Below are 24,515 nucleotides of genomic sequence, written 5' to 3' on the forward strand. Positions count from 1 at the left end.
ATAAAAGCTATGCCGCGCAATCTAATACTTTTGTCCGTATTTTTTATTGTATTGACCTCCTGCAAACAAGAAGTACAAAAGAAGGTCACCCTACGGGAAGATGTAGCCTTTTTGGCGAACGACAGCCTACGAGGGCGTGAAACAGGTACTCCGTACGAAAAAGAGGCGGCCCGGTATTTGGAAGAACGTATGCGGAGTATTGGATTGTTGCCCAAAGGGAACTCAGGCACCTATTTCCAGACCTTTAGTTTCAAGCCGAAAAATGACCCGCATGCCGAAGTACAATTTGTGGATGGCGATAGCACCATTACCGGAACCAATGTCATAGGGTATATTGACAATAAGGCCGATAAGACCGTTATCATTGGCGCCCATTACGACCATTTGGGGATGGGGGGAGAAGGCTCTTTGTATGCCGATGGCGAGGCCATTCACAATGGGGCGGACGATAATGCCAGCGGTGTGGCCGTATTGTTGCAATTGGCGGCTAAACTCATGGATACGATAACACGGCACAACTACCTTATCATGGCCTTTTCCGGAGAGGAAATGGGCCTTTTGGGGAGTAATTATTTCTCAAAAAACCCCACGATCGATTTGTCAAAGGCGAATTACATGCTCAACATGGATATGGTAGGGCGCATGCGCGAGGATAAGACCCTTTCCATTAGCGGCACCGGAACGGCTCCCATTTGGAGTCAGGTATTGAACAGTAACAACCCCGGATTCAAATTGGTGTTGAGCGAATCTGGTGTGGGACCCAGCGACCATACCTCTTTTTATTTACAGGATATTCCCGTACTGCATTTTTTCACGGGGCAACACGAGGATTACCATAAGCCTTCGGACGATTTCGACAAACTGAATTATGAAGGGATGGAAATGATCACGGATTACATCCTTTCCGTCATCTATGATTTGGACGACGACGCAAAGCTGGCCTTTAGAAAAACGAAAAACGAAAGTGAGGAAACCCCACGATTTAAAGTAGCCCTGGGTGTAATGCCCGATTATTTATTTGATGGAAATGGGATGCGCATAGACGGCGTTACCGACGGTAGGCCTGCAGCCGCGGCCGGACTCCAAAAGGGGGACGTGGTCGTTCAATTGGGCGACAGTACCGTAACGGATATGATGAGCTACATGCGCGCACTTTCCATTTTTGAGGAGGGCGATGCCACGGAAGTTATCGTTAATCGCAATGGCGAGAAAATCAAAGCAACTATTTCGTTTTAGGTTGAAATAAAAAGGTCTTTGCTTCAAAGTTTCTTTTCCTTATTAGGGATGGGTGTTTCGCGAAAATGGAACGCGGAGGGTCCGGGTTTTTCTTCTGATACTTTTTCCATCGCCGAAAAAGTATCCAAAAAGGCTAGGCTGATTCTGGGATACTTGAAATCCAAGAAGTCTTTGGCCCGCATCGCCCAGGCCGTTTCCGATTGCATCGGAATACTCTGTGGGCGATTTCCTTTTGCCAATTCCAAGGACTCCCGGATTTACTACGTATCCCAAAATAGGCCGGTTTACTCCCTAAAATTCATTTATGTTACCTGCTGAATTTAAAACCCAAAAAAGCTCCCCTCCCTGATTATGGAGGGGTGCTTCCATGAAAAAGGAATGGGGAGGGTTGAATTAGCATCCTTTGTAAAGACCGTTTTTTACTATTTTTGCACCTCAAATGATTTGGTTATGCCCAAAATCGGTGATATAGAACTACCTGATTTTCCGTTGCTACTGGCTCCTATGGAGGATGTGAGCGATCCACCCTTTCGTGCTTTATGCAAGGAGCAGGGAGCCGATGTGGTCTTTACCGAGTTCATTTCTTCAGAGGGCCTAATTCGAGACGCTGCCAAAAGTGTTATGAAGTTGGACATTTACGAAAAGGAACGTCCTGTGGGCATTCAGATTTTTGGGGCCAACTTGGATAGTATGTTGCAATGCGTGGAGATTGTGGAAAAATCAAACCCGGACATCATAGATATCAATTTTGGTTGCCCGGTCAAAAAAGTAGTATCCAAGGGTGCAGGCGCTGGTATTTTGAAGGATATCGACTTGATGGTTTCCCTTACGGATGCCATGGTAAAACATACCAAACTCCCCATTACCGTTAAGACCCGTTTGGGCTGGGACGAGGATTCCATAAAAATCGTTGAGGTTGCGGAACGTTTACAGGATGTTGGCTGCAAGGCCATTTCCATTCATGGGCGTACCCGTGCCCAAATGTATAAGGGCTACGCAAAATGGGAACCTATTGCGGAAGTAAAGAACAATCCCCGGATGCATATACCCGTTTTTGGAAATGGGGATGTGGACACTCCCGAGGCCGCTATGAAAATGCGCGATGAATACGGACTTGACGGTGCCATGATCGGAAGGGCCAGTATTGGATATCCTTGGTTTTTTAGGGAAGTAAAACACTATTTTAAGACCGGTGAACATCTTGCCCTTCCAACCATGCAAGAACGCGTGCACGCCGCAAGAAGGCATTTACAGATGTCCATAGACTGGAAGGGGGAGAAACTAGGCGTTTTTGAAACCAGAAGACATTATACCAATTATTTCAAAGGGATTCCCAATTTTAAGGAATACCGTATGAAAATGGTCACCAGCGATGATGCCGTGGATGTTTTTGATGCCTTTGATGAGGTGCTTGAAAAATTTGGAGACTATCAGTTCGAGCAAGTTTAAGCTGCAATCAACTTTTTATTGATTCGGCTGCTGGCAATTTTGGAAGCGATAAAGCCTAATACCAGAATAGTCGCTAACACGGTCAAAACATTGATCAATTGAAATTCAACCGGATAGGCCAAAGAGGGTGTAATCTTAAGCCACCCAAAGAAAATCTGGGACCATACCAATAGCGACCCCAGCAATACCCCTATCAATCCCCCAAATCCTGTAACCAAGATTCCTTGAACAAAATAAATGTTGCGCAATTCCTTTATGGTAGTTCCCAAACTGTACAAGGTTTTGGAATTCTGTTGTTTGTCCAAGATCATCATGATAATTGCCCCCACCACATTGAACAGTGCAATGATCAACACCAGCGTAAAGATGAGGTAGGTGGCCATATTTTCGGTATTCAGCATTTTATAGAGGGTGCTATTCAATTCCTGCCGATTTTTCAAAATGACCGAATCTCCCAAAACCGCCTCGATTTCGGAACGGACGGTTTGCTCATCCGCCCCATCCTCCAATTTAAAATTGATACCGGAAATTTCGTCTTCGGTTTTTTCCAATAAGGCTTGGGTTAAGGAAAGATCGGCGAATACATATTTGTTATCCAAATCGGCCTCCACCGCATAGACACCACCAATGATAACAGGTAGGCGGTTATAGAGCGAACTTACCCCTTGCTGCGAAAGAGACCCTTTCCCAGGTTTAAAGGCGTAAATCTGCATCGGGCTTCTAAATTGGTTAATGGTCACACTAAGTATATTGGCAATGCCTATGCCTGAAACCACCTGTTGATCGTTAATGGTCCAATCGCCCAAATATAAAATGGAATCGGTATTTACCACCTTGATATAGTTAGAGTCGATGCCCTTGATATAGGCAATGTGATTTTTTCCTTTGTGTTCCAGATAAACTTTTTCCTCAACTTCCTTGGAATAATGGGTAAGTCCATTGATTTTGGCCAAACGACTTTCTTGGTCTGGAGTAATAGAAAAGAATTTCCCGAAGGCCGGTTGTGCCTTAAGTTCTGGATCAAAGGAATTGGTAAAGGAAAGACTAAAAGTTTTAAGACCCGCAAATCCTGAAAGAACGATAAATAGCGCCGCTGAACCAATGACGATGACAAGAAAAGTGATAAAATTAATGATGTTTACCGCATTTTGTGAGCTCTTGGAGCGCACATATCTTTTGGCGATATAGAGCGGAAAGTTCAAGAATCAGGACTTTTTTCTTCTTGGCAACAAGTCCCTGTTCTCAATAGGGTTTTCCTCCCCTTTCAAGGACTTTTCTATTTTTTCTATATAATCGAGCGAGTCGTCCAAATAGAACAACAATTCCGGAACCCTGCGCAATTGGTTTCGGGTACGTTGGGCCAGTTCGTGCTTGATCAAGGGCTGGTTGGATTTAATGCCTTCCAACAATTCCTTGGCCTGTTCTGTTGGAAATATACTGATGTAGACCTTGGCTATGGAAAGGTCGGTCGTGACGGAAACCTTGGAAACGGAAATCAAGGTACCCCTAAGCCCCCCTTCTATGGCGGCTTTTTGAAGGATAGCTACAATATCCTTTTGAATGACCCCGGCGATTTTTCGTTGTCTTTGTGTTTCCATACGGCAAAAATACATAGAATAATGTATCTTGTTATTATTCTATAGGGCACAGATACTGTAAGTGATGAAAAAAATTGAACATTTGGGAGTTGCCGTAAAAAATTTGGAAGATTCAAATGCGCTGTTCGAAAAATTGTTGGGAGAGGCACCTTATAAGGAAGAGGTGGTTGCCTCTGAAGGTGTTAGAACTTCTTTTTTTAAAAATGGCCCCAACAAAATAGAGCTTTTGGAGTCCTTGAACGATAACGGCCCCATTGCCACGTTTTTGGCAAAAAAGGGCGAGGGTATTCACCATGTTGCTTTTGAAGTAGCCGATATTCGTTCCGAAATAGCGCGTTTAAAACAAGAGGGTTTTGAAGTCTTGGGTGATGAACCAAAAAGAGGCGCCGATAATAAATGGGTGGTCTTTGTGCATCCTAAGTCCACGAACGGTATATTGATAGAATTATGCCAAGAAATCAAATAGGCAATTGGTCATTGCGGACCGGTTGAATTGGCAACCTAAAATGTTGTGGCATATAAAAATAAGTGGTAATATTGCATCCGCAATTTGCGGGTCCTATAGCTCAGCTGGTTAGAGCACCTGACTCATAATCAGGGGGTCCATGGTTCGAGCCCATGTGGGACCACCAGTAAAATAAGGCAGTCACAATACTTTGTGACTGCCTTATTTGTTTCATCAGCGTGCTTTCAGCGTGCTTTTTTGGAATGTAGGATTTGGTGTTTTCACTTTTTATTTAAAACTATTTCGTTTACATATTGAACACAATATGGCTCGGGTTTGCCATATTCAATACTCTCTTAGTTTAAATATAATTGACATTCATTATTCAGTCCCACTTATTGACTTTTTTAGACAGTTTATCTAATTATTCAATCCACTAGGATATATTTTAATATATTCCTTAAGCAATAATTAAACCAACCGATTTTCAATTATGCAAGTTGTTTGTCTACAAGAGGAAGCATTTTATGCATTGTTTCGGAAAGTAATTGAACATGTAGAATCGAAAAGACCAAACACACCAGAGAGATGGATTGATGGTGAGGAGGCTATGTCGATTTTGAAAATTAAGTCGACTACCACCCTTCAAAAACTAAGGGATGAAGGAAAGGTCAGGTTTTCACAGCCTCAAAAGAAGATTATTCTATACGACAGAGTGTCTATTATGGAATACATTGAAAAACACGCACGTGAAACTTTTTAACTATGGAAGAAGAGATTAAAGTTGACGAAAAGTTTAAAAGCGCCTTTAATTTAGGCTATCGTTTGGCTGAAGAGTTGAACCTTAAAACTCCTTTGATTCAGAATCAAGAAAAAATCATGCCCGATAATCCAATGCATTTGGGAATGCAGTGCTTTATTGATGAAGCCAAACTTTTAAAAGATAAGAAACAGGAAAAATCGGTAGAAAACAGTTTTAAAAAAACAAGGAACAAAGGTTTAGGGTTATAGAAACCTAATTTTACTGATTTTTAATACTTTGGTTTAAGTTGTCTATTGTCTTTCATGGCGATTATAGTGACAATATTCCCTTTGAACACATAATACACTGTCGTTCTTTTGTGTATGACGGCCCTCCTTATTAGTTTTTTACTTTTAGATTCGGGGTAAAGGGTCGGGAAATTCGAAACCGTATTTTCAAATTGTTTTAGCAGGTTCTCAAATTTAAGGACTTCTTTTTTATTGAATTTGACCCTAAGAAATTCCTTAATGTCAAGTGCATTTGAAAGTGATCTTTCTGTCCACTTTACCTGAACAAAATTATCCATTGGCCAGACCGTTCCAAAAATCTTTTGAACTCATTGTACCTCCTTGTTCAAAATCCCTGATACCGGCAAGAATATTGACCCTGTCACTTTCGGTCAGTTCATCCCACCAATCCCCCGATTTACCCTCACTGGAAAGCTTTACAGAATTGAGCAACCCAACAAGCGTATCATCCTTTAAAGACTCAATCCAATTAACGAGTTCCTTTTTTGTAGTATTTAGTTCAGAAGTGCTCATATCAATTCTATAAAAATAAAAATACAAAAATCGGGCAACTAAAAATCTATGTTTGCAGGAAATCATTTACTTTGAACTTTAAAAAATAGTTCTTTAAACATTTTTAGTACTTCATGATAGAAAAGTTTATGGTATTTGGCCATAGCAATTTTGCTATTACTTTTCTTTAAGATTATAACAATTTGCTACAATTCTTTTAGGTTAAACAGGTTTATTTAAACCTACCAATTGTTACAATTAAAAAACCTCATTAGTGAAAAATCTACAGGCGGAAGCTCTAACACCGTAAAAAGAAGGGATTGTAAGAAGTGAAGTAGTTTTAATCATAAAACTATTCAAAAATACACTACTTTAAAAGAGTATTCAATTGGGAATATTTACCCAAATTTGTAATTTTTCAAATATTTTTTTCAACTTTTAATAGAAAAGGATGGATAAATTTCAATTTAATTAAACTTATGCTCGTCACAAATTCATGAAACATATCAGGTATATTTTCATCTTAATCAATATTTCATTGGCTTTTTCCATTTTGTCATGTGACAGAAGTAAAGACGTTGAAAAAATACATATTGGTTTTTCCCAGGCTATGACGAATGACGATTGGAGGCGTTCCATGAATAACTCCATGGAATTGCAGGCTTCAATGAACCCTGAAATTGATTTGCAAATTAAAGATGCTAATTATGATGTGCTTACACAAATAAAACAGATAGATGAGCTGATTGCAGATAGCGTAGATGTTCTAATTGTATCGCCTATTCAATCTAAACCCATTACGGCGGTTGTTAGGAAAGCAATTAATGCCAGTATTCCTGTTCTGGTTGTAGACAGAAAAACTGAAGGTCAACAATATACAGCCTATTTGGGAGCTGATAATATCGAAATAGGAAGAAATGCGGCTAAGGAAATTATCGCTTCAAATAGAAAAGACTCAATTCGAATTATTGAAATAAGAGGTATGGCCGGATCTTCTCCTGCAGAAGAAAGGACGATGGGTTTTCAACAGGTAATAAATCAATTCAAAAATGCAAAGATAGTTGCGAAAATAGAAGGGGACTGGGAGAAGGAGTCTATTCAGGAATCGCTGAGACAACTGCTAAATAACGATATTAAAGTTGATTATGTATTTGCCCATAATGATAGAATGGCAGTTGGTGCATGGGAGGTAGCACGCGAGTTGGGAATAGAAAATGAAATTAGTTTTATTGGAGTAGATGGTCTAGCTGGAACTAATGGAGGAATTCAGGCGGTAAAAGATGGAATTTTAAAGGCAACGGTTCTCTATCCTACTGGTGGAGATGAAGCAATTAAATTGGCTTTGAAAATCCTAGATAACGAATCTATACCTAAAAATAACATTCTCTCGACTACTATTATCAACGAGTTGAACGCTGACATTATGAACAACCAATTTGAAAAGATAAATGATCAACAAGATCAAATGGAAGAACAGTTGGCTGCGATAAAATTACAAGAGGAACTTTATTATTCGCAAAACAACCTTCTTAAAATTACAATGGCATTGTTGGCAATTATTCTAAGCCTTACAGTATATAGCGTTTATTCCATCTTTGCAATTCGAAAGAAAAATAGGCAACTGGAATTGACTAACGAAAAGGTTACCGTGCAGCGGAATCAAATCGAAAAAATTGCGAAGGAGATCAAAATAAGCAATGAAGCAAAGCTAAATTTTTTCACAGGGCTTTCTCATGAATTTAAAACGCCCCTCACGTTAATTTTAAGTTCTATAGAGTCGATAAGCGACTATGCTAAAGAAAAAGGCTCCAGAATGGGGAACGAAATAGAGTTAATACATAATAACTCCAATAGGTTATTGAGATTAATTAATCAATTACTTGATTTTAGAAAAATCGAAGACCGTAATTTTAATCTAAAGGCATCCAAAACTAATTTATACAACTTTTCAAAATTAATATTCCAAGATTTTGAAAGGGAAGCCATGAAAAGAAATATTGATTTCAAATTAACTTCCAATAATGAATCCTTGGATATTTTTATAGATAGAAATTTAATGGATAAGGTATATTTCAATCTTCTTTCCAATGCATTTAAGTTCACACCAGACAATGGTAAAATAGGTGTATATATAAAAGATGATGAAAGTGCCAATATTGTGAAAATTCACTTTAAGGACACAGGAATTGGTATACCTTCGAACGAAATAGATGGTGTTTTTCAAGCATTTTTTAAAGGTTCTAATAATAGAAAAAACAGCTCCGGCGTAGGTTTACATTTGAGCAAGGAATTTGTGGAGATGCACAAAGGTAATATTGAAGTTGAATCTCTACACGGTACGGAGTTTATTGTATCACTTTACAAAGGTCAAGCACATCTAGATGAATCAGAAATCATATCGGAACAAGATTTGGTTGATTCCAATATAATCGATTTTTCTTCTGACCAATTAATAGATGATAATTATTTAATTCAGGCTCCTAGCAAAAACAAAGAGAAATATTCAGTTTTGATAATTGAGGACAATAAAGATCTTTCTTTGTTCCTTAAAAATAAACTACAGTTGGAGTATGATATTCATTTATCAGAAGGTACGGATGCAATTGAGAAAGCTTTTGAGACTATTCCGGACATTATACTTTGTGACATTAATCTTCCGGATAAAGATGGCTTCGAAATTTGCGAGATTTTAAAAAAGGATTTGCGTACATCGCACATACCTACTGTAATACTAACTGCACTAGGCAATAAGGAATCCTATATCAAAGGACTTCAATCCGGAGCAGATTTGTATCTTACGAAACCATTCAGCTATTCTATTTTGATTCAGTCAATTAAGTCTTTGCTCTATAATAGAGAAAAACTCAGGTATTATTTTACCAGTAACATCCATAAAATTGAAGAAATAAATTCCTTTGGGGATATAGAACAAAAATTTATTAGCCAATTAAATACATTGATAAATGATAATTTGGGCAATTCTGATTATTCAGTTGAAAATCTGGCTGAAAATCTTACTATCTCACGTGTCCAGTTATACAGAAAGGTCAAGGCAATTATGGGTATAAGCATTAGTGATTACATAGGCAATATCCGCTTGGAAAAGGCTAAAACCATGCTCGAAAATGGCTCATTAACAGTTTCAGAAATTGCTTATTCCAATGGTTTTTCTTCTCCAAATTACTTCTCTACTGCCTTTAAAAACAAATACGGTATTTCCCCTGCGGCGTTTCGTAAGTCTGTTTGAGTTACAGTTCAACCATTCCTTCCAACACTTTTCATCTTAGAAGTAACAATATCGAACATAATGTAACATGAATATACTTGCTACATGCTCGATAATGTTAAAAAATTATTTTAAAATACTGATTATCAATTACTTAACATTTTGTGATATGTTTCTTAACCAAAGCATAACACATTGACACATTATCAAATTACACACTTCATTTTTGCGAATACTTTAGTGACATCACTAGAGAATTACGATTATGAGAAAAATATGGATTTGGTCGATTACCGCTGCATTGGCTGGTTTTCTTTTTGGCTTTGACACAGTAGTCATCTCAGGAGCCGATAAAAAACTACAAGCATTATGGCAATCTTCCGATATGTTCCATGGTACAGTTGTAATGGCGATGGCCTTGTGGGGAACCGTAGTTGGGGCAATTTTGGGTGGTATTCCTACGAATAAGATTGGGAGAAAGAAAACTTTATTATGGATAGGTATACTCTATACAGTATCTGCATTAGGTTCGGCTTTTGCAAATGACCCTATAACTTTCGCAATATTCAGATTTATTGGTGGTCTGGGAGTAGGTGCATCAACCATAGCAGCTCCTGCCTACATTTCTGAAATAGCTCCACCAAAGGACCGTGGGAAGTTGGTAGGACTTTACCAATTTAATATAGTTTTCGGCATTTTAATAGCTTTCTTATCGAATTACTTGTTAAGCGGTGTTGGAGAAAATGCATGGCGATGGATGATAGGCGTAGAGGCCATACCTGCATTTGTTTATACCCTGTTCGTACTTACGGTTCCAAAAAGTCCAAGGTGGTTGTTGACCAAAATGCGTACTGATGAGGCGAAAAAGGTATTACAACTTATCAATCCTGAACAAGATCCAGAAGTATTGTTGCTAGAAATTAGGACAGAAAGCAAAAACAACGTTTCCGACGAAAATATACTTATAAAGAAATATAGGTTTCCACTGATGTTGGCTTTTTTAATTGCAATGTTCAATCAATTTTCTGGCATCAATGCATTTCTTTATTATGCCCCTAGAATATTCGAAGAGGCAGGCTTAGGCGAAAGTACCGCTCTATTAAGCAGTATTGGGATAGGGGTAACCAATATGATTTTTACCCTTATAGGAGTCTTGCTAATTGATCGGCTAGGAAGAAAACAACTAATGTACATAGGTTCTGTCGGGTACATTATTTCCCTATCACTAGTAGCTTGTGCTTTTTTCCTACACTGGGAAAGTATTGCAGTGCCTATTTTTCTATTTCTCTTTATTGCTGCACATGCTGTAGGACAGGGAACCGTAATCTGGGTGTTCATTTCTGAAATTTTTCCAAATCATTTAAGAGGCTCGGGTCAGTCGTTCGGTAGTTCGGTGCACTGGATTTTGGCAGCCATTATTCCCTCGTTGGTGCCTGTATTATTCACAGCAATTGGTGCAGGTACGGTGTTTGCTTTTTTTGCTTTTATGATGGTACTGCAATTGTTGTTTGTGGCTTTTGTAATGCCGGAAACAAAGGGTATATCGCTAGAAGAGTTAAGTAATACCCTAACAAGGGGAAGGAAGGACAAAATCGAAAATATTATTGGTTTTAATGAAGGGAAATCTAACTGAAAATTATAAAGACCATAAAAATGAAAAATAAAGCATTAAAATTAACTATCGTAATAGGAATTTTTTCAATGATAGCTTCTTGTAAAAATTCTATGGAAAGGAGAAACGACAATGTTGAAGATAAGCAAGATACACTTGTCAGTTCCAATGAATTGTTATACCGTCCAAATTTCCATTTTTCACCAGATACAGGTTGGATGAACGATCCAAATGGAATGTTTTTTTATAACGGGTATTACCACCTATATTTTCAACACTATCCAGATGGTACTAAATGGGGGCCTATGCATTGGGGACATGCGGTTAGTAGTGATTTGTTCAATTGGAAAGAGCAACCAATAGCGCTGTATCCAGATGATTTGGGCTATATTTTTTCCGGTAGTGCTGTTGTAGACCACGAAAATACATCAGGATTTGGAGTAGATGGCAAAATACCTATAGTTGCAATTTTCACCAGCCACGACCCTAAAAAAGAGAAAACGGGTGAAATAGATGTGGAAAATCAAAGTATCGCTTATTCGCTGGACGAAGGACTTACATGGACAAAATATGAAGATAATCCTGTTTTAAAAAATCCAGGTTTCAGAGATTTTAGAGACCCAAAAGTTAGCTGGGATAATGAGAGGAAAAGATGGACAATGGTTTTGGCCGCAGGCCAAGAGATACAATTCTACACCTCAAAAGACCTAAAGTCATGGGAGAAACTTACAAGTTTTGGAGAGGGTATCGGTAATCATGACGGAGTATGGGAATGTCCGGATTTCTTTCAATTACCTGTTATTGGCAAGTCAGAAAAAAAATGGGTTTTGTTGGTGAGTATTAATCCTGGAGGGCCTAATACAGGCTCTGCTACCCAATATTTTGTAGGAGATTTTGATGGTTCAGATTTTATTTTGGACGAATCATTCAAACAGGAGATGGAAAAAGAGCATAGTTTCTGGGTAGACTATGGTCGTGACGATTATGCGGGCGTTACCTTTTCCAATATTGAAAACAAGGATGGCAGCAAGCTATTTATGGGATGGATGTCCAATTGGTTGTATGCCAACGAGGTCCCTACTGAAAAATGGCGAAGTGCAATGACAATAGCCCGCACATTGGAATTGACAAAGGGTGAAAATACGTTTCGATTAGTCTCGAATCCTGTTCCAGAACTAAATGAATTTGAGGTTGAGAAGCTAAAAAATTCAGATGTCCCACTTGAAGGAAAGACTTTGCTAACTACTTCTAAGGCTATCGATTTTACTCGTGCTCGGATTAACTTTAAAGTTGAAGATTTGGTTGATGGGATTTACACTTTTGAATTGACGAATAGCAAAGGGGATAAGTTACGATTTGGTTACGACGTCACAGAGGGAAATTATTTTGTAGATAGAAATAAGGCTGGGATAACTGATTTTTCGGACAGATTTAGTGACCGGATTGCCATAGCTCCAAGGATTTCTACACAAAAGGATTGGTCAGGTACAATTGTTCTGGATAAAACTTCCATAGAATTGTTTTTTGACGACGGCCAAACCGTTATGACAGAAATATTCTTTCCACAAGCACCTCTCGATAGTTTCTATTTTGAAGCTCCGTTAGATGAATCTAAACTCGAATACATTGAAATACATCAACTTAAATTTAACTTAAACTAGAAAATTATGAAATTAAAACTCTTACTATTTTTAATGGTATTTGTTCCAATAGGTCTGTCCGCCCAAGGTCGGATTACAGGTACTGTTACTTCCTCAGATGACGGTACTCCTTTACCTGGAACCTCGGTAATTATTAAAGGAACAACAATTGGAACAACCACTGACTTTGATGGTAATTATGAATTGAACAATGTAGCCGACGATGCAACCCTTGTATTTAGCTATATTGGATTTACCACCCAGGAAGTTCCTGTGAACGGGCAGTCACTAATAAATGTTGCCCTAAAAGAAGATGCCCAACAACTTGATGAAGTAGTATTGACAGGATATTCCACGGAGCGTAAGGTAGATTTGACCGGAGCGGTTACAGTAGTTGATATTGCCCCAATAGAAGGTCAAAGTTTAAGTTCCGGTAATGCCATGCAAGCACTACAAGGAAGGGTGGGAGGTCTTTTTATTGAAAAATCCGGTGACCCTACAGGGTTGAACAGCAGGATACTGATTAGAGGACTTACTACTTTGGGGAATAATGATCCGCTTTACATTATAGATGGTGTTCCAACAAAAAGGCAAGAGGTATTCGCAAGTTTAAATCCTGCAACTATCGAATCCATTCAAGTATTGAAAGATGCGTCGGCCTCTTCAATATATGGGTCAAGAGCCGCAAACGGGGTCATCGTTGTAAGTACTAAAGGAGGTCTTAAAGGAGAACGACTAACGGTTAGTATCAATTCCAATTTATCTGTCCAATCAGAGCGAAAACAGCGCTATGATATGTTGAGTTCCCAACAACGTGGTGAAGCTTTGTGGAGGGCATCCGTAAATGATGGAGCAGATCCAAATGCAGGTTATGGTGAAATATACAATTTCGATTGGAATAATGACTTTAACAATCCCATACTAAACAGCGTTACTGTTCAGCCCTTTGTAGGAGGAGACCCAAATGTACCTTCAGGTAATACCAATTGGCAAGACGAAGTTTACGAGACAGGATATGTATTTAACAATGAGGTTACTGTTACCACAGGTTCAGAAAAATCTTCTTTATTAATAAACCTTGGATACTTAAAGAATACAGGTATGCTGAAGTTTACAGGTTATGATAGATATACTGGTAAAATTAATGGTACTACAAATTTATTTAACGACAGATTAAAATTTGGAGTTAATACACAAATATCAACTTCAAATGAAACATTGGTAGCAAGTGATGTTGGTGGAGCGCCTACAACCGGTTTGTCCATTACCCTTGCACCTACCATTCCTGTTTATGATGCAAATGGAGAGTTTGCAGGTCCTTTGGGGGCTGGGTATTCGGATAGAAACAACCCACTATTAATGCAATATTTAAACAGGTGGGACAATGCTATAAAAAACAATTTCTTCGGTAATGTTTTTGCAGAATTGAGCATACTTGATAATCTTAAGTTCCGCTCTAGTTTAGGAATAGACTTTAGTGATTTCAAACGTAAAAATATAGAGCCAAAAGTATTTAACGGTTTTGTCACTCGAAGTAATAACAGGTTAATTTTTGACACCAATAAATTGAGAACATTAACTTTTTCAAACACTTTGAATTATAATTTAGAAGTTGGGAAACACAGATTTGGAGCGCTATTGGGTATTGAGTCTATAAGAGAAGATTTTGATACTATTTTTGCGCAAGCAGATGATTTTGCAGTAGAACAAGAATCTTATTTTGTGCTTTCCGCCGCAACTGGTGCGAGAACAAATAATGGTATATCTACCCAATACAGCCTCGCTTCACAATTTGGGAAATTAAACTATTCATTTGATGATAAATACTTGGCATCCTTTACAATCCGTAGAGACGGTTCCTCAAGGTTTGGAGCTAACAATAGATATGGTATTTTTCCAGCAGCTACACTGGGTTGGAGAATTAGTCAGGAAGAATTTCTCAAAGACAGTGAAATACTTTCCAATTTAAAACTAAGGGCAGGTTATGGAGAAGTAGGTAACCAAGAGATTGGTAATACGGCTCGGTTTGGTTTATATGAGTCTCGTTACGGTCAAAATCAAGCTCAGTTGACAGGAGGATTTTTTGAAATTTACTATAATGTGGGTACGGCATATGATATAAATGGAAACAATACAGGCACGCTGCCTTCAGGGTTCGTCTCAACTCAGGCTCCTAACCCTAATTTGAAATGGGAAACAACCAAAGAATGGAACTATGGTATTGATTTTGGGTTTTTAAACAATAAAATAAACGGATCCTTTGATTATTTTACTAGGGAGACCACGGATATCTTGACTACTCCTCCCATTGCATCTGTAATTGGAGAAGGTCAACAAAGAGTATTGAACGGTGCCGCAACTGCTGCTAGAGGTTGGGAATTTAACTTAGGATATTCTAATGTATGGGAAAGCGGATTCTCTCTTGGTGTTTCCACTAATTTTGGTGCTTTTAAGGACGAAATTACATTTCTACCAGAGGAGGTGAGAGCAGCCTTTCCTGGGACGGCCCAAAATTCAATTCTTGGACAATCACAAACGGCAATTTTTGGCTATCGCACAGATGGTCTTTTTCAAAGCCAGGCAGATGTTGATTCCCATCCTACCGGAGGGGTGCAAACAGGCAATGCTAGACCGGGAGGTATAAAAATTGTGGACATTGACAACAATGGTGTAATCGACAGCAATGACCGTGATTTTATTGGTAATACCTTACCTGACTTAGAATATGGTATACGTCTTGATTTAGGATACAAGAATTTTGATTTCTCTGTTTTTGGTTCAGGGGTTGCCGGTCGTATAGGTGTTGACTCCTATATTTTTTGGAACAACTTTGTACAGGGTAGAGATAATGCGGGTCTTGGCGTGTTAAATGCATGGACCCCTCAAAATACAGATTCTTCGATACCTTCACTTTCCTTGGTAAACAACTTTACGGATACTTCAGACTATATTTTTAGAAACAACTCTTACTTTAAAATAAGGAATATGCAAGTGGGATACTCATTGCCAACTGATGTGATAGGAAAAATGGCAGGAATGACCGGTTTAAGAGTTTACCTGCAAGGAGAAAATTTATTTTGGTTTACCCCCAAAGGATATATTGGAGCTGATCCAGAGAGAATAGATGTGAACCGTATTCCGGTACCAACCGTGTATTCACTAGGCTTGAACATTAACTTTTAACAAATAGCGATAATCATGAAATATAATAAAATAATAACAACGGTGATATGCGCAACCCTTTTGCTCACTGCCTGTTCAGATAATTATTTAGAGTACGAACCTGAGGGGGTATTGTCCAGCGAAAACGTGGCAACCGCCGAGAATGCGGAATCTTTGGTCATTGCAGCATATGCAGGAATTGCCAATGATGAAATGATTGGACCATTAACACATCAATGGGTTTATGGTAGTGTACGTTCGGACGATGCTTATAAAGGCGGTGGCGGCCGAGGTGATGTTGACGTTGTAGATAAATATGAGCAATACAATCTCACTATTGCAGATATGGGAGATTGGATGGCGCCTAGAACGTGGACCGATTATTACAAGGCGATTTCTAGGGCAAACTTTGCACTATCTGTCATCAATGATATACCGGACAGTGAATATGCACAAAAAACAACTAGACAAGCAGAATTACGCTTTTTAAGAGCTCATTCGCATTTTATGTTAAAGTTGATTTTTAAAAAAATACCATATATCACCGAGAATTTAACCCAAGAAGAAATTGCACAGACCTCAAATGATGTAGATAATGATGCTTTATGGAATACAATCGCTGATGATTTTCTTTTTGCCTATGACAATCTACCACAAGCTCAAGATCAAGTTGGCAGGGCAGACCGAAATGCTGCTGCTGCATATTTAGCCAAATTAAGGTTGTTTCAAGCTTATGAGCAAAATGATCAACATCAAGTAACGAATATAAATACCTCACGTTTACAGGAGGTGATTGATTATGCGGATGAAGTTACCGGTAGTCTACAACCGGATTTTGGGGAAAATTTCTTGGATGGATTTGACAATGGACCGGAATCTATCTGGGCTGCCCAGTTTTCAATTAATGATGGTACAACTGTGGGAAGGGTGAGTTTTGTAACTGGGTTAAATTCGCCACATGGTACAGGGCTTTATGGCTGTTGTGGATTTCATTTGGCCAGTCAGAATATGGTAAATGCATTTAGGACTGATGGAAACGGACTTCCCTTATTGGAAACGTTTAATGACTCCGACATTTTCACCAACGTAGATGCAAATGGAATTACCCCCCCCGACAGTGGATTAAGTGTTGACCCAAGGATTGATCATACGGTGGGAATACCTGGAAGGCCTTATAAATATAGAAATACGGTAAATGATACAGGAGACATGATATATAATTTTAGTTGGGCAAGAGATCCGGGAGTATATGGCTTTTTCGGGAATATGAAAGAGCAGCAAGCGCCTGATTGTTCGTGCTATGTTAAGGAAGGACCATTTGTGGGCACTTCCAAAAACGTTGATTTTATTAGGTATGCCGATGTTCTCCTCTGGAAGGCAGAAGCTTTAATTCAATTAGACCGATGGGATGAGGCCTTACCTATAATTAATCAAGTTAGAAATCGTGCTGCTGCTAGTACTCAAAGGCCTTTGGATGCAGGGGCAACTGATATTTATAACATAGGTACTTACGCTTCTTTTCCATCGAAGGAATATGCATGGCAGGCCTTAATGTTTGAAAGAAGGTTGGAGTTTGCCATGGAAGGACATAGGTGGTATGATTTAGTAAGATGGGGAATTGCGGAGGAAACACTAAATGCATATTTGGCAGAAGAAAAGACTAAAAGAGATTTTCTCGCAAACGCTAGTTTTACAGCAGGTAGAGATGAATATTACCCAATACCACAAAGAGAAATTGATTTTACTGGTGGATTATATGTTCAAAATCCCGGGTATTAAATTTTCAAGGACAATAATAAGTTGAGTTAGTTTTGTTAGTTTGAAAGGCACGGGAAAATCTTTCCCGTGCCTTTTTATTACAGGATAATTGAAAATAAATGAAAAAATCAGTGCACAAAATGAAAGCAGTATGTTTTGGAGAAGTCCTTTTTGATAGTTTTCCAACTTATTCTAAAATTGGGGGAGCTCCCTTAAATGTTTCTCTAAGGTTACAATCTTTTGGGGTGAATGTATCGATTGTAAGTAGTATTGGTGACGACGAAAGAGGAAAAAAAATTATGAACCATCTAAACAATTCGGGAATAGATACTAGTTGTATTTACAAGCATGGGGATTTTCCGACTGGGGTGGTAAATGTGGGCTTGAATGATAAGGGAGTGGCTTCTTATGATATCCCCTATCCTGTAGCTTGGGATAAAATTCCTTTTTTAGATAAATATGCTAAATTGGTTAGGGATTCTAATTTCTTTGTATTCGGAACACTGGTATGTAGAGATGATGTTTCTAGGTCTACTCTGAAAGGATTATTAAAACAAGCTCGTTATAAAGTACTGGATGCAAATCTTAGGTTTCCCCATTATAATCCCAGGCTGTTGGTTGATTTAATGATGGAAGCTAATTTCATTAAGTTTAACGATGATGAGCTTTTCGAAATTGCAACTTTATTAGGGTCAAAATACAACTCTTTGGAACAAACCATAGTTTATGTTGCGACTAAGACTAATACGAAAACTATATGTGTAACAAAAGGCGCTTATGGTGCAACACTATATCAAAATAAATGCTTTTATTACAATAGTGGCTATAGAATAAAGGTAGTTGATACAGTTGGTTCCGGGGATTCTTTCTTGGCATCTCTCTTGTTTAAACTTTTCAGTGAACAAGGACCGCAAAAGGCGTTGGATTATGGATGTGCAGTTGGTGCAATGGTAGCTAGTTGTGAGGGAGCAAACCCTTTTCTTTCAAAAGAAAAGATTACTCTGTTTATGAATCCTTAAAAATATAATTTTAGTATTGAAAAACAGGCCCTTTAAGTTATACTATAATCTAGAAGGTATTTCTTTGAACAAAGCTTTGTATTCGTGGTCTTTTTATAGGTTTAGCTAATCATCCTATTCTAGTATGGTATCCTTCAAAATGTCTTATATTTAAAAATAATTATTGCAATTTGGTTAACATCAATAATAGATTATTGGAGTTTATACGGGTTTACTAAATTATATCCTCCCCTGCGGAAGTCGGCCAGACCTCCTGCTCCAATTCTCCCATGCGGACACGCTTCTCCGGTCCGCAACGGTCGTCCTTCCGCTACAGGCCGCCCGACCCCCTCGGTCGCCCAAAAGTACAAGCGGCGTAGAACGCCCCTTGACCTTTCCTTCCCCTACCCACAAAACCGTCATCAACGGATTTTTTCAGGATTTCGACATCCCAGTTAAGGCCATATAAAACATCGGTTTGGTCCCATTTGTCCCTATGCGGTTTCATATGATTCAACATCATAAATAATTGAAAATAAATTGGTTATATTAAATATTCTCCCGTTATATTTATCCGTGTAACGGATAGCGAGGTGTATTCTAAGTAACTTAGAATCGGCTACTTCTGGCGAAGTGTTCTGCTAAAATGAGCATCTAAAATGAAACCTAGAAAAAGGGGAAGGAAACGATTGGGGAACAAGAAGCGTTGGCATAATATAATGCTCAGGTTCAACGATGCCGAATATGAAAAACTGAGGGCCATTTGCGAAAGCTACAATTTGGACATTTGCCAAAGAGGAACCCTCGGTCCATTGCTTCGAAGATTGGTCCTGAACGGCAAAACAGAAGAGAAGGAAAGATTGCCCGATACTTTGGAGCTTGCCTACCATATCAACAGGATAGGGAACAACATAAACCAATTGGTAAAGTTGGCCCACCAAAAGAATTTAAGAAACCCCAACATAAGCTTCGAAACGGAAATAAAAAGGACCAACGAACTGCTCTACGAACTTTTGGAAATAACGCTGAAAGCAAGAACGGAATGATAGCCAAGATAATTTACGGACAGACCTGCAGGGGAACCTTGGACTATATCCTCGGCAAGGAGGGCATGCAGGTCCTCGGTTATGGGAATACTTTTTCCCAGGATATCCCCCCGAAGTTTTTCGGGAGCCTTCTCCATTTTCAGGGACAGCGCAACGCGACGAAGAACCGCTATGCCCATATCAGCCTGAACCTGCCCCACGACGAGCATGTCGATGACAGTACCTTTTTTGAAATCTCCAAGGAATATATGGAAAAGATGGGCTATGGGGAACAGCCCTTCATGGTCGTAAGACACAACGATACCAAACATGAACATGTGCATATCTTAACCACCAATGTCAATGACAAGGGACAGGTTCTAAGTCTCTACAATAGCAAGAGAAGGAGCATGACCACCACAGGTTATCTGGAAACTAAATATAATCTTGAACCTGTCCCAAGGACAAAACAGGAGAAGCAACTCCCGATTTTCAGATTACCGGAACCGAGAACCAACAACGATGATATCCAAGGAACACGATACTACATACAGGACGTATTGAACCGCATCCTACAGAGATATAAGGTCAGGAGTTTCGAGGAGCTGGCCCGACTTGTAAAGCCCTATCATATTGAGGTCAGACAGACCCAAAGCACAACGGGAAGGGCAGGGGTAGCCTTTGGACTGGACAACCGACAAGGATACCGAACCCGATTTATCAATGGTTCCCAGATACACCGACAAATGAGCGGCCCGAAACTCCAAAGGATCTTCGACAGTCATAAAAGGTCCAAGCTATTGCCGATGCACCGGAAGCGGCTTTTGAAACAAATAGGGACGACCTACGATTTATTCAAGACCATCCGACCGCACGACCTCAAGGAAGTGCTCAAGGAATATAAGGGCATGGATATCGAACTTGATATAAAGAGGGATACCATTGAAGGGTATACCATCTACGACAAATCAGGATATGTCTTCAGGGAAAAGGAACTGGGCAAACATCTAAGCATGCAGAAGCGGTTGGATATTTTCGGCAATGGCGATGCATGGACCGAAATAAACATTCATAGCAAACAGTTCCTAATAGAAATGCAAAAATTGATAAGGGAAGCGATTCGAACATCGTACTTGAAATCAAAACAGAAAAAGGGATTGCTATCGGAACATATCGAAACACTCAGTTTTACGGACATCGTTCCAATCCTAATGGAATCGGAAAAGCACCGCTTCCTTGAAAAATATATGTCAAGCGAGCAGAAACATCTATTTAGGAAAAACCTACAAGAAACCTTTCCCAAAATCCAACAAAGAATACATGACACGGAAACCATAAAGGAAAAGGAAGCCCTACAGGGAAAGTTCGATTTGATAGGGGATGTATTGAGAAAAGGCGTTTTCAATGTAGGGGCAACGGATGGTAGCGTTAGGCACCTGTTCCAGGCCTTGGGTGTGAGATACCAGAACAACAAACTACTGTTCAACGATTCGGAAAAATATTCCGTTCCTGTTCCCTTGGGAAATCTTCCCTTTCCAAAAAAAATGGAGGAGCATGTATCAAATGGATTTGTCCGACAGAACCATCTCATGTTAGAAATGATGATAAAGCAGGATGTTGACAATGTATCCAAGCAAACGGCCATCTCCTTTTTTCTTCCCATGGTCTTTCCCGGATTGTTCGAACGGATGCATCCCGATTATAAACGGCGATACGAAAGCCTTGCTTTAGGCGCTTACCTCAAACATGCCGAACGGATGCATGCATCGTTCGAGAAATCCCCAAAGGACTACATCGCTTTTTTCAATGCCAAGGGATTCTATTTTGAGAAAGGAGAAAGCGGTATCAACATAAAGTCGATTTACACCAACATAAACTCAAGTTACAAGATGCCAAAAAGAACAAACCTTTATTTAGGTTCCATCTCAGATTTGGAAACGACCTTAAAGCAACAGCAACCGGTTTTGGAAAATCTCATCAAAAATAGAAGGGACAACCTCAAGAATCTATGGGCCGGTCATTTGATGGAACTGGGCCACTACGATAGGGTCGCTTACATGCTGACAAATGAAAGCGTACATCCTAACCTTGACAGGAAAGCAACTATACATCACATGGATAAAGGGCTTCGTAAAGCCATACAGGAGCGGATAGCAAGTAAAAACACCTTCAAACAAAACCGACTATTGAGAAAGGGTGTTTATGCTATCGGCTCGCTATTGGACAAACCAACAGGGAACCAAGAAGATTACAACGGGTTTAAGGATGAGTTGACTGACTATACAAAGAGAAGGAAGAATCGGGGAATTTCATTTTAGCGGCAAAAGGGCATATCGAAAATGAAAATACTTTGGCTATGATGGTTACTTTTTGTGGTTAGGGAGAAAAAAATGTAGTTATTTATAATACAAAACATAATATGACCAGAATAAAACAAAAGAAAATAGAGAGGTATATTTTGGATGAGTTTTTAAAGTACACTATGCTTAAGACAACTATTGTTGATATTGATGAGATGGAAACACCTGATTTTATATTGACATGCCCAAATAAAAAAATTTCAGTCGAACATACTAAATATCTAAATTCCAAGCTGAAGAAAATCGAGGAATTCAGGAAGGAGGTATTAAATGGTGCCGAGAACAAATTCAAAAAAAATAACAATGAAGCTTTGAACGTTTATTTTCATTATACCCAACAAAAGATGGATGTTAAAACTTATTCGAAATCATATTTTGTGGATTTGTTGCACGATACGGTTTATGATATTTATGCTGTCAACAAGGATAGAAAGTTCTACGTCTCAACTAAAAGGAATAAAATAGAAAATGAGTATTTCAACAAAATCAGTGTCTCCAATGATACAGATAATAGTCTTTGGCAATGGATAGGAGCGCATCGTGTCGAATTTGCCGATATAAAGGAAATACAGAAGATTATTGATAGAAAATCCAAATTAGTTAATGCATATGAAAATTTAGTAGATGAGAAATGGCTTTTGATAGAAGCAGGAAAAGGTCATAAATCGTCAAGTTTTAGGTTTGACCAACTTGTTCGAAAAAGTATATCAATTAAATGTTTTGATAAAGTATACTTATTTGATTCGACTTCTCGTGAGTTTTTTCTTTTGGACTAGAAATCACAGCATAAAATGTAAAGGAATCATCAAAGTATCTTAGGTCAAATGAAAAAGTAAGTTGTCCATTTTATGGATAGGAATATTACGCTTTTGTGATTTTGGCATTTATTTCATCTAGGATTTTCTCCGAAACGCTTCTGCCGTAGTGTTTTTCGGTAACTTGAACACTTGAGTGCCCTAGGCCTGAGGAAATCTTCCGTATATCGATTCCCATGTCCAACCCAATATTTGTCCAAGTATCTCGTAATGTGTAGGTAGTAATTTTTTTATCGATGCCAGCAAGCGCTGCAATTTTTCCAGCGTACTTATTGAAAATTTTAATCTTTCCTTTATTGACCTTGTATAAACGTTCAGGTGAAGTATTATTTGGGATAATCGGAAAAAGATACTCATTATCGTCCTGACCGTTTAAATAGTGGTTGATAATTTCCAAAGACTCAGCGTTCTGTAGGACACTAAAATAATCACCTTCATAGTGCGTTTTTTTGCGAAAATATTTGATACGGTTATCCTCAAATTGAAAGCGTTTTAATATGGCCATATCAAAAAAGTTCATACCCATATTATTGAACATGAACAGTAGATAGTTGCGGTTGTCCCAAATAGGGGTAAATGGTGGCAACTCTAACTTCCTGATTTTTTGGATATCCTGCAAATCGATGGGTGAGGGAGCGTTTGCGTGACTTTTCTTTTTAATATTCGACAAAGGCTTGTGGTCTTTCAAATCTTCATAGGTTTTCCTTGCATCGTTCATAATGGCCTGTAGACTTCGAAGAAATATGGCCGGAGTATTTTTTGAGGTGTAACGATTTAATAGGTAAGCTTTGAAGTCTTTCGAGAAACCATAATCGATGGCCTTGATCTCCATGTCGAAATCCTTGAATTCCTCTAAAGGTATCATTTTATCATCCTTGATTTCAAATAAGGATTTGATTTTAGAATCCGCCAAACCTCTTAAATGCCTCCTATATTTAATTAGGGATTTTAAGGCATCCTCATAAGAACTTGCAGTTGAAAACCTTCCTTCAATACGCAGGCGGTTCAAATATTTTGCACCATGATTTAAAATGGTGCGGGATTGCGATTTTTTAAAGAATCGTTGTTCGATTTCTGATTTTAGGCGATTCATTTCCCAATTTTTTATTTCTCCAGCGTGCTCATCTAGCCATAAATCCACATCTGAATATATCTTAATTGTCCTTTTAGTGTGGCGCACAGCGTTCATAACGCCTTTAATTTTACCTGTGGTAAAATCATATTGATTCTCCTTTAAGTGCAAATTGAAAGGAATGTCGCGTGTTTTTCGGTTATGGCTGATACGTAGTACCAAAGGAAATTTTTTACCTTTAACTGTGTTAGAGGCGCGTCTATCGAAGGTGACCTTAATTGTTGCCATAAGAAAAAGAGATTATTGTTTAATTTTTTTCAGCGTGCTTTCAGCGTGCTTTTTTTGGTTTTGAATGGTTTAAAACGAATTTAAAGATAATTAAAAACCCCATAAATGGGCGTTTCAAGACATATAAAACCATTTGAGACCATAAAGAGACTGACTCATAATCAGGGGGTCCCTGGTTCGAGCCCAGGTGGGACCACGGAGTGGTCAAAAAGTCTTAGCGTAAGCTAGGACTTTTTTTGTGGAATGAACTTTGGGCGAGAATGGTATTATTGGGACTTCAATTCGTTAA

Annotated in this window: 20 protein-coding genes and 1 tRNA gene; 16 read left to right on the forward strand and 5 right to left on the reverse strand. The window is 38.7% G+C overall.

Annotated features, from left to right (window positions below; all coding sequences use genetic code 11):
- Nucleotides 1-9 precede the first annotated feature (9 nt).
- The 3 genes from F0361_RS06865 to dusB all read left to right on the forward strand — a co-directional run bounded on the left by F0361_RS06865 (nucleotide 10) and on the right by dusB (nucleotide 2,685).
- The gene (locus F0361_RS06865) at nucleotides 10-1,236 is read left to right on the forward strand and encodes a M28 family peptidase (RefSeq protein WP_154917774.1); all 1,227 of its coding nucleotides are present in this window, start codon (nucleotides 10-12) and stop codon (nucleotides 1,234-1,236) included.
- An 18-nt stretch (nucleotides 1,237-1,254) separates the two neighbouring features.
- Nucleotides 1,255-1,554: a hypothetical protein gene (locus F0361_RS06870; protein WP_154917775.1), complete on the forward strand. Its 300-nt coding sequence runs from the start codon at nucleotides 1,255-1,257 to the stop codon at nucleotides 1,552-1,554.
- Nucleotides 1,555-1,686: 132 nt separating this feature from the next.
- Nucleotides 1,687-2,685, forward strand: a complete 999-nt coding sequence (dusB, locus tag F0361_RS06875; RefSeq protein ID WP_154917776.1) for a tRNA dihydrouridine synthase DusB — start codon at nucleotides 1,687-1,689, stop codon at nucleotides 2,683-2,685.
- On the opposite strand, the gene F0361_RS06880 is transcribed toward dusB, so the two are convergent.
- Nucleotides 2,682-3,887, reverse strand: coding sequence for an ABC transporter permease (locus F0361_RS06880; RefSeq protein ID WP_154917777.1), 1,206 nt, complete (start codon nucleotides 3,885-3,887; stop codon nucleotides 2,682-2,684). The two genes, dusB and F0361_RS06880, sit on opposite strands and share 4 nt — an antisense overlap.
- A 3-nt stretch (nucleotides 3,888-3,890) precedes the next feature.
- Nucleotides 3,891-4,283, reverse strand: a complete 393-nt coding sequence (gene rbfA / locus F0361_RS06885; RefSeq protein WP_154917778.1) for a 30S ribosome-binding factor RbfA — start codon at nucleotides 4,281-4,283, stop codon at nucleotides 3,891-3,893.
- Between the two features lie 64 nt (nucleotides 4,284-4,347).
- Between rbfA and mce the strand changes: the two genes are divergently transcribed.
- The 4 genes from mce (at nucleotide 4,348) to F0361_RS06905 (ending at nucleotide 5,739) form a co-directional block, all read left to right on the forward strand.
- The gene (gene mce / locus F0361_RS06890) at nucleotides 4,348-4,749 is read left to right on the forward strand and encodes a methylmalonyl-CoA epimerase (RefSeq protein WP_154917779.1); all 402 of its coding nucleotides are present in this window, start codon (nucleotides 4,348-4,350) and stop codon (nucleotides 4,747-4,749) included.
- 89 nt (nucleotides 4,750-4,838) lie between these two features.
- Nucleotides 4,839-4,915: transfer RNA gene (locus F0361_RS06895), tRNA-Ile, on the forward strand.
- A 306-nt stretch (nucleotides 4,916-5,221) separates the two neighbouring features.
- Nucleotides 5,222-5,491, forward strand: a complete 270-nt coding sequence (locus F0361_RS18960; protein ID WP_138256705.1) for a helix-turn-helix domain-containing protein — start codon at nucleotides 5,222-5,224, stop codon at nucleotides 5,489-5,491.
- A 2-nt stretch (nucleotides 5,492-5,493) separates the two neighbouring features.
- Nucleotides 5,494-5,739, forward strand: coding sequence for a hypothetical protein (locus F0361_RS06905; RefSeq protein WP_138256706.1), 246 nt, complete (start codon nucleotides 5,494-5,496; stop codon nucleotides 5,737-5,739).
- A gap of 309 nt (nucleotides 5,740-6,048) precedes the next feature.
- On the opposite strand, the gene F0361_RS06910 is transcribed toward F0361_RS06905, so the two are convergent.
- Complete coding sequence (locus F0361_RS06910; RefSeq protein ID WP_138256707.1) at nucleotides 6,049-6,291, reverse strand: hypothetical protein; 243 nt, start codon at nucleotides 6,289-6,291, stop codon at nucleotides 6,049-6,051.
- Between the two features lie 475 nt (nucleotides 6,292-6,766).
- Here F0361_RS06910 and F0361_RS06915 point away from each other — a divergent pair, with 475 nt between their 5' ends.
- The 6 genes from F0361_RS06915 to F0361_RS06940 all read left to right on the forward strand — a co-directional run bounded on the left by F0361_RS06915 (nucleotide 6,767) and on the right by F0361_RS06940 (nucleotide 18,687).
- Nucleotides 6,767-9,517 carry a substrate-binding domain-containing protein gene (locus F0361_RS06915; RefSeq protein ID WP_154917780.1) on the forward strand — a complete coding sequence of 917 codons (2,751 nt, stop codon included), beginning with the start codon at nucleotides 6,767-6,769 and terminating at the stop codon, nucleotides 9,515-9,517.
- Nucleotides 9,518-9,761: 244 nt separating this feature from the next.
- On the forward strand, nucleotides 9,762-11,129 hold the full coding sequence (locus tag F0361_RS06920) for a sugar porter family MFS transporter (RefSeq protein WP_138256709.1): 1,368 nt from the start codon (nucleotides 9,762-9,764) through the stop codon (nucleotides 11,127-11,129).
- A gap of 20 nt (nucleotides 11,130-11,149) precedes the next feature.
- On the forward strand, nucleotides 11,150-12,769 hold the full coding sequence (locus F0361_RS06925) for a glycoside hydrolase family 32 protein (RefSeq protein ID WP_138256710.1): 1,620 nt from the start codon (nucleotides 11,150-11,152) through the stop codon (nucleotides 12,767-12,769).
- Between the two features lie 6 nt (nucleotides 12,770-12,775).
- Nucleotides 12,776-15,931: a SusC/RagA family TonB-linked outer membrane protein gene (locus F0361_RS06930; RefSeq protein WP_154917781.1), complete on the forward strand. Its 3,156-nt coding sequence runs from the start codon at nucleotides 12,776-12,778 to the stop codon at nucleotides 15,929-15,931.
- Nucleotides 15,932-15,946: 15 nt separating this feature from the next.
- The gene (locus tag F0361_RS06935) at nucleotides 15,947-17,689 is read left to right on the forward strand and encodes a RagB/SusD family nutrient uptake outer membrane protein (protein WP_154917782.1); all 1,743 of its coding nucleotides are present in this window, start codon (nucleotides 15,947-15,949) and stop codon (nucleotides 17,687-17,689) included.
- 98 nt (nucleotides 17,690-17,787) lie between these two features.
- Entirely contained in the window at nucleotides 17,788-18,687 is a 900-nt protein-coding gene (locus F0361_RS06940; RefSeq protein WP_154917783.1) for a carbohydrate kinase family protein, read from the forward strand.
- Between the two features lie 310 nt (nucleotides 18,688-18,997).
- Here F0361_RS06940 and F0361_RS06945 read toward each other — a convergent pair whose 3' ends face one another.
- On the reverse strand, nucleotides 18,998-19,189 hold the full coding sequence (locus F0361_RS06945; RefSeq protein WP_154917784.1) for a hypothetical protein: 192 nt from the start codon (nucleotides 19,187-19,189) through the stop codon (nucleotides 18,998-19,000).
- A 136-nt stretch (nucleotides 19,190-19,325) separates the two neighbouring features.
- Between F0361_RS06945 and F0361_RS06950 the strand changes: the two genes are divergently transcribed.
- The 3 genes from F0361_RS06950 (at nucleotide 19,326) to F0361_RS06960 (ending at nucleotide 22,827) form a co-directional block, all read left to right on the forward strand.
- Nucleotides 19,326-19,712 (forward strand): plasmid mobilization protein, encoded by a 387-nt coding sequence (locus tag F0361_RS06950; RefSeq protein ID WP_154917785.1) that lies wholly within the window; start codon nucleotides 19,326-19,328, stop codon nucleotides 19,710-19,712.
- Nucleotides 19,709-22,009, forward strand: a complete 2,301-nt coding sequence (locus F0361_RS06955) for a relaxase/mobilization nuclease domain-containing protein (RefSeq protein ID WP_154917786.1) — start codon at nucleotides 19,709-19,711, stop codon at nucleotides 22,007-22,009. The genes F0361_RS06950 and F0361_RS06955 overlap by 4 nt, the downstream gene beginning before the upstream one ends.
- A gap of 101 nt (nucleotides 22,010-22,110) precedes the next feature.
- Nucleotides 22,111-22,827, forward strand: coding sequence for a hypothetical protein (locus F0361_RS06960; protein WP_154917787.1), 717 nt, complete (start codon nucleotides 22,111-22,113; stop codon nucleotides 22,825-22,827).
- Nucleotides 22,828-22,912: 85 nt separating this feature from the next.
- Here the strand turns inward: F0361_RS06960 and F0361_RS06965 are convergent, their stop codons facing one another.
- Nucleotides 22,913-24,226, reverse strand: coding sequence for a phage integrase SAM-like domain-containing protein (locus F0361_RS06965; protein ID WP_154917788.1), 1,314 nt, complete (start codon nucleotides 24,224-24,226; stop codon nucleotides 22,913-22,915).
- Between the last annotated feature and the right edge of the window lie 289 nt (nucleotides 24,227-24,515).

This window comes from Maribacter flavus (genome assembly GCF_008386635.1).
GTDB lineage: Bacteria > Bacteroidota > Bacteroidia > Flavobacteriales > Flavobacteriaceae > Maribacter > Maribacter flavus.

Bases quoted from the DNA above. Each gene is read 5' to 3' on its own strand.
- F0361_RS06865 (WP_154917774.1), top strand. From the start codon at position 10: ATGCCGCGCAATCTAATACTTTTGTCCGTATTTTTTATTGTATTGACC.
- dusB (WP_154917776.1), top strand. From the start codon at position 1,687: ATGCCCAAAATCGGTGATATAGAACTACCTGATTTTCCGTTGCTACTG.
- rbfA (WP_154917778.1), bottom strand. From the start codon at position 4,283: ATGGAAACACAAAGACAACGAAAAATCGCCGGGGTCATTCAAAAGGAT.
- mce (WP_154917779.1), top strand. From the start codon at position 4,348: ATGAAAAAAATTGAACATTTGGGAGTTGCCGTAAAAAATTTGGAAGAT.
- F0361_RS18960 (WP_138256705.1), top strand. From the start codon at position 5,222: ATGCAAGTTGTTTGTCTACAAGAGGAAGCATTTTATGCATTGTTTCGG.
- F0361_RS06905 (WP_138256706.1), top strand. From the start codon at position 5,494: ATGGAAGAAGAGATTAAAGTTGACGAAAAGTTTAAAAGCGCCTTTAAT.
- F0361_RS06910 (WP_138256707.1), bottom strand. From the start codon at position 6,291: ATGAGCACTTCTGAACTAAATACTACAAAAAAGGAACTCGTTAATTGG.
- F0361_RS06915 (WP_154917780.1), top strand. From the start codon at position 6,767: ATGAAACATATCAGGTATATTTTCATCTTAATCAATATTTCATTGGCT.
- F0361_RS06920 (WP_138256709.1), top strand. From the start codon at position 9,762: ATGAGAAAAATATGGATTTGGTCGATTACCGCTGCATTGGCTGGTTTT.
- F0361_RS06925 (WP_138256710.1), top strand. From the start codon at position 11,150: ATGAAAAATAAAGCATTAAAATTAACTATCGTAATAGGAATTTTTTCA.
- F0361_RS06930 (WP_154917781.1), top strand. From the start codon at position 12,776: ATGAAATTAAAACTCTTACTATTTTTAATGGTATTTGTTCCAATAGGT.
- F0361_RS06935 (WP_154917782.1), top strand. From the start codon at position 15,947: ATGAAATATAATAAAATAATAACAACGGTGATATGCGCAACCCTTTTG.
- F0361_RS06940 (WP_154917783.1), top strand. From the start codon at position 17,788: ATGAAAAAATCAGTGCACAAAATGAAAGCAGTATGTTTTGGAGAAGTC.
- F0361_RS06945 (WP_154917784.1), bottom strand. From the start codon at position 19,189: ATGATGTTGAATCATATGAAACCGCATAGGGACAAATGGGACCAAACC.
- F0361_RS06950 (WP_154917785.1), top strand. From the start codon at position 19,326: ATGAAACCTAGAAAAAGGGGAAGGAAACGATTGGGGAACAAGAAGCGT.
- F0361_RS06955 (WP_154917786.1), top strand. From the start codon at position 19,709: ATGATAGCCAAGATAATTTACGGACAGACCTGCAGGGGAACCTTGGAC.
- F0361_RS06960 (WP_154917787.1), top strand. From the start codon at position 22,111: ATGACCAGAATAAAACAAAAGAAAATAGAGAGGTATATTTTGGATGAG.
- F0361_RS06965 (WP_154917788.1), bottom strand. From the start codon at position 24,226: ATGGCAACAATTAAGGTCACCTTCGATAGACGCGCCTCTAACACAGTT.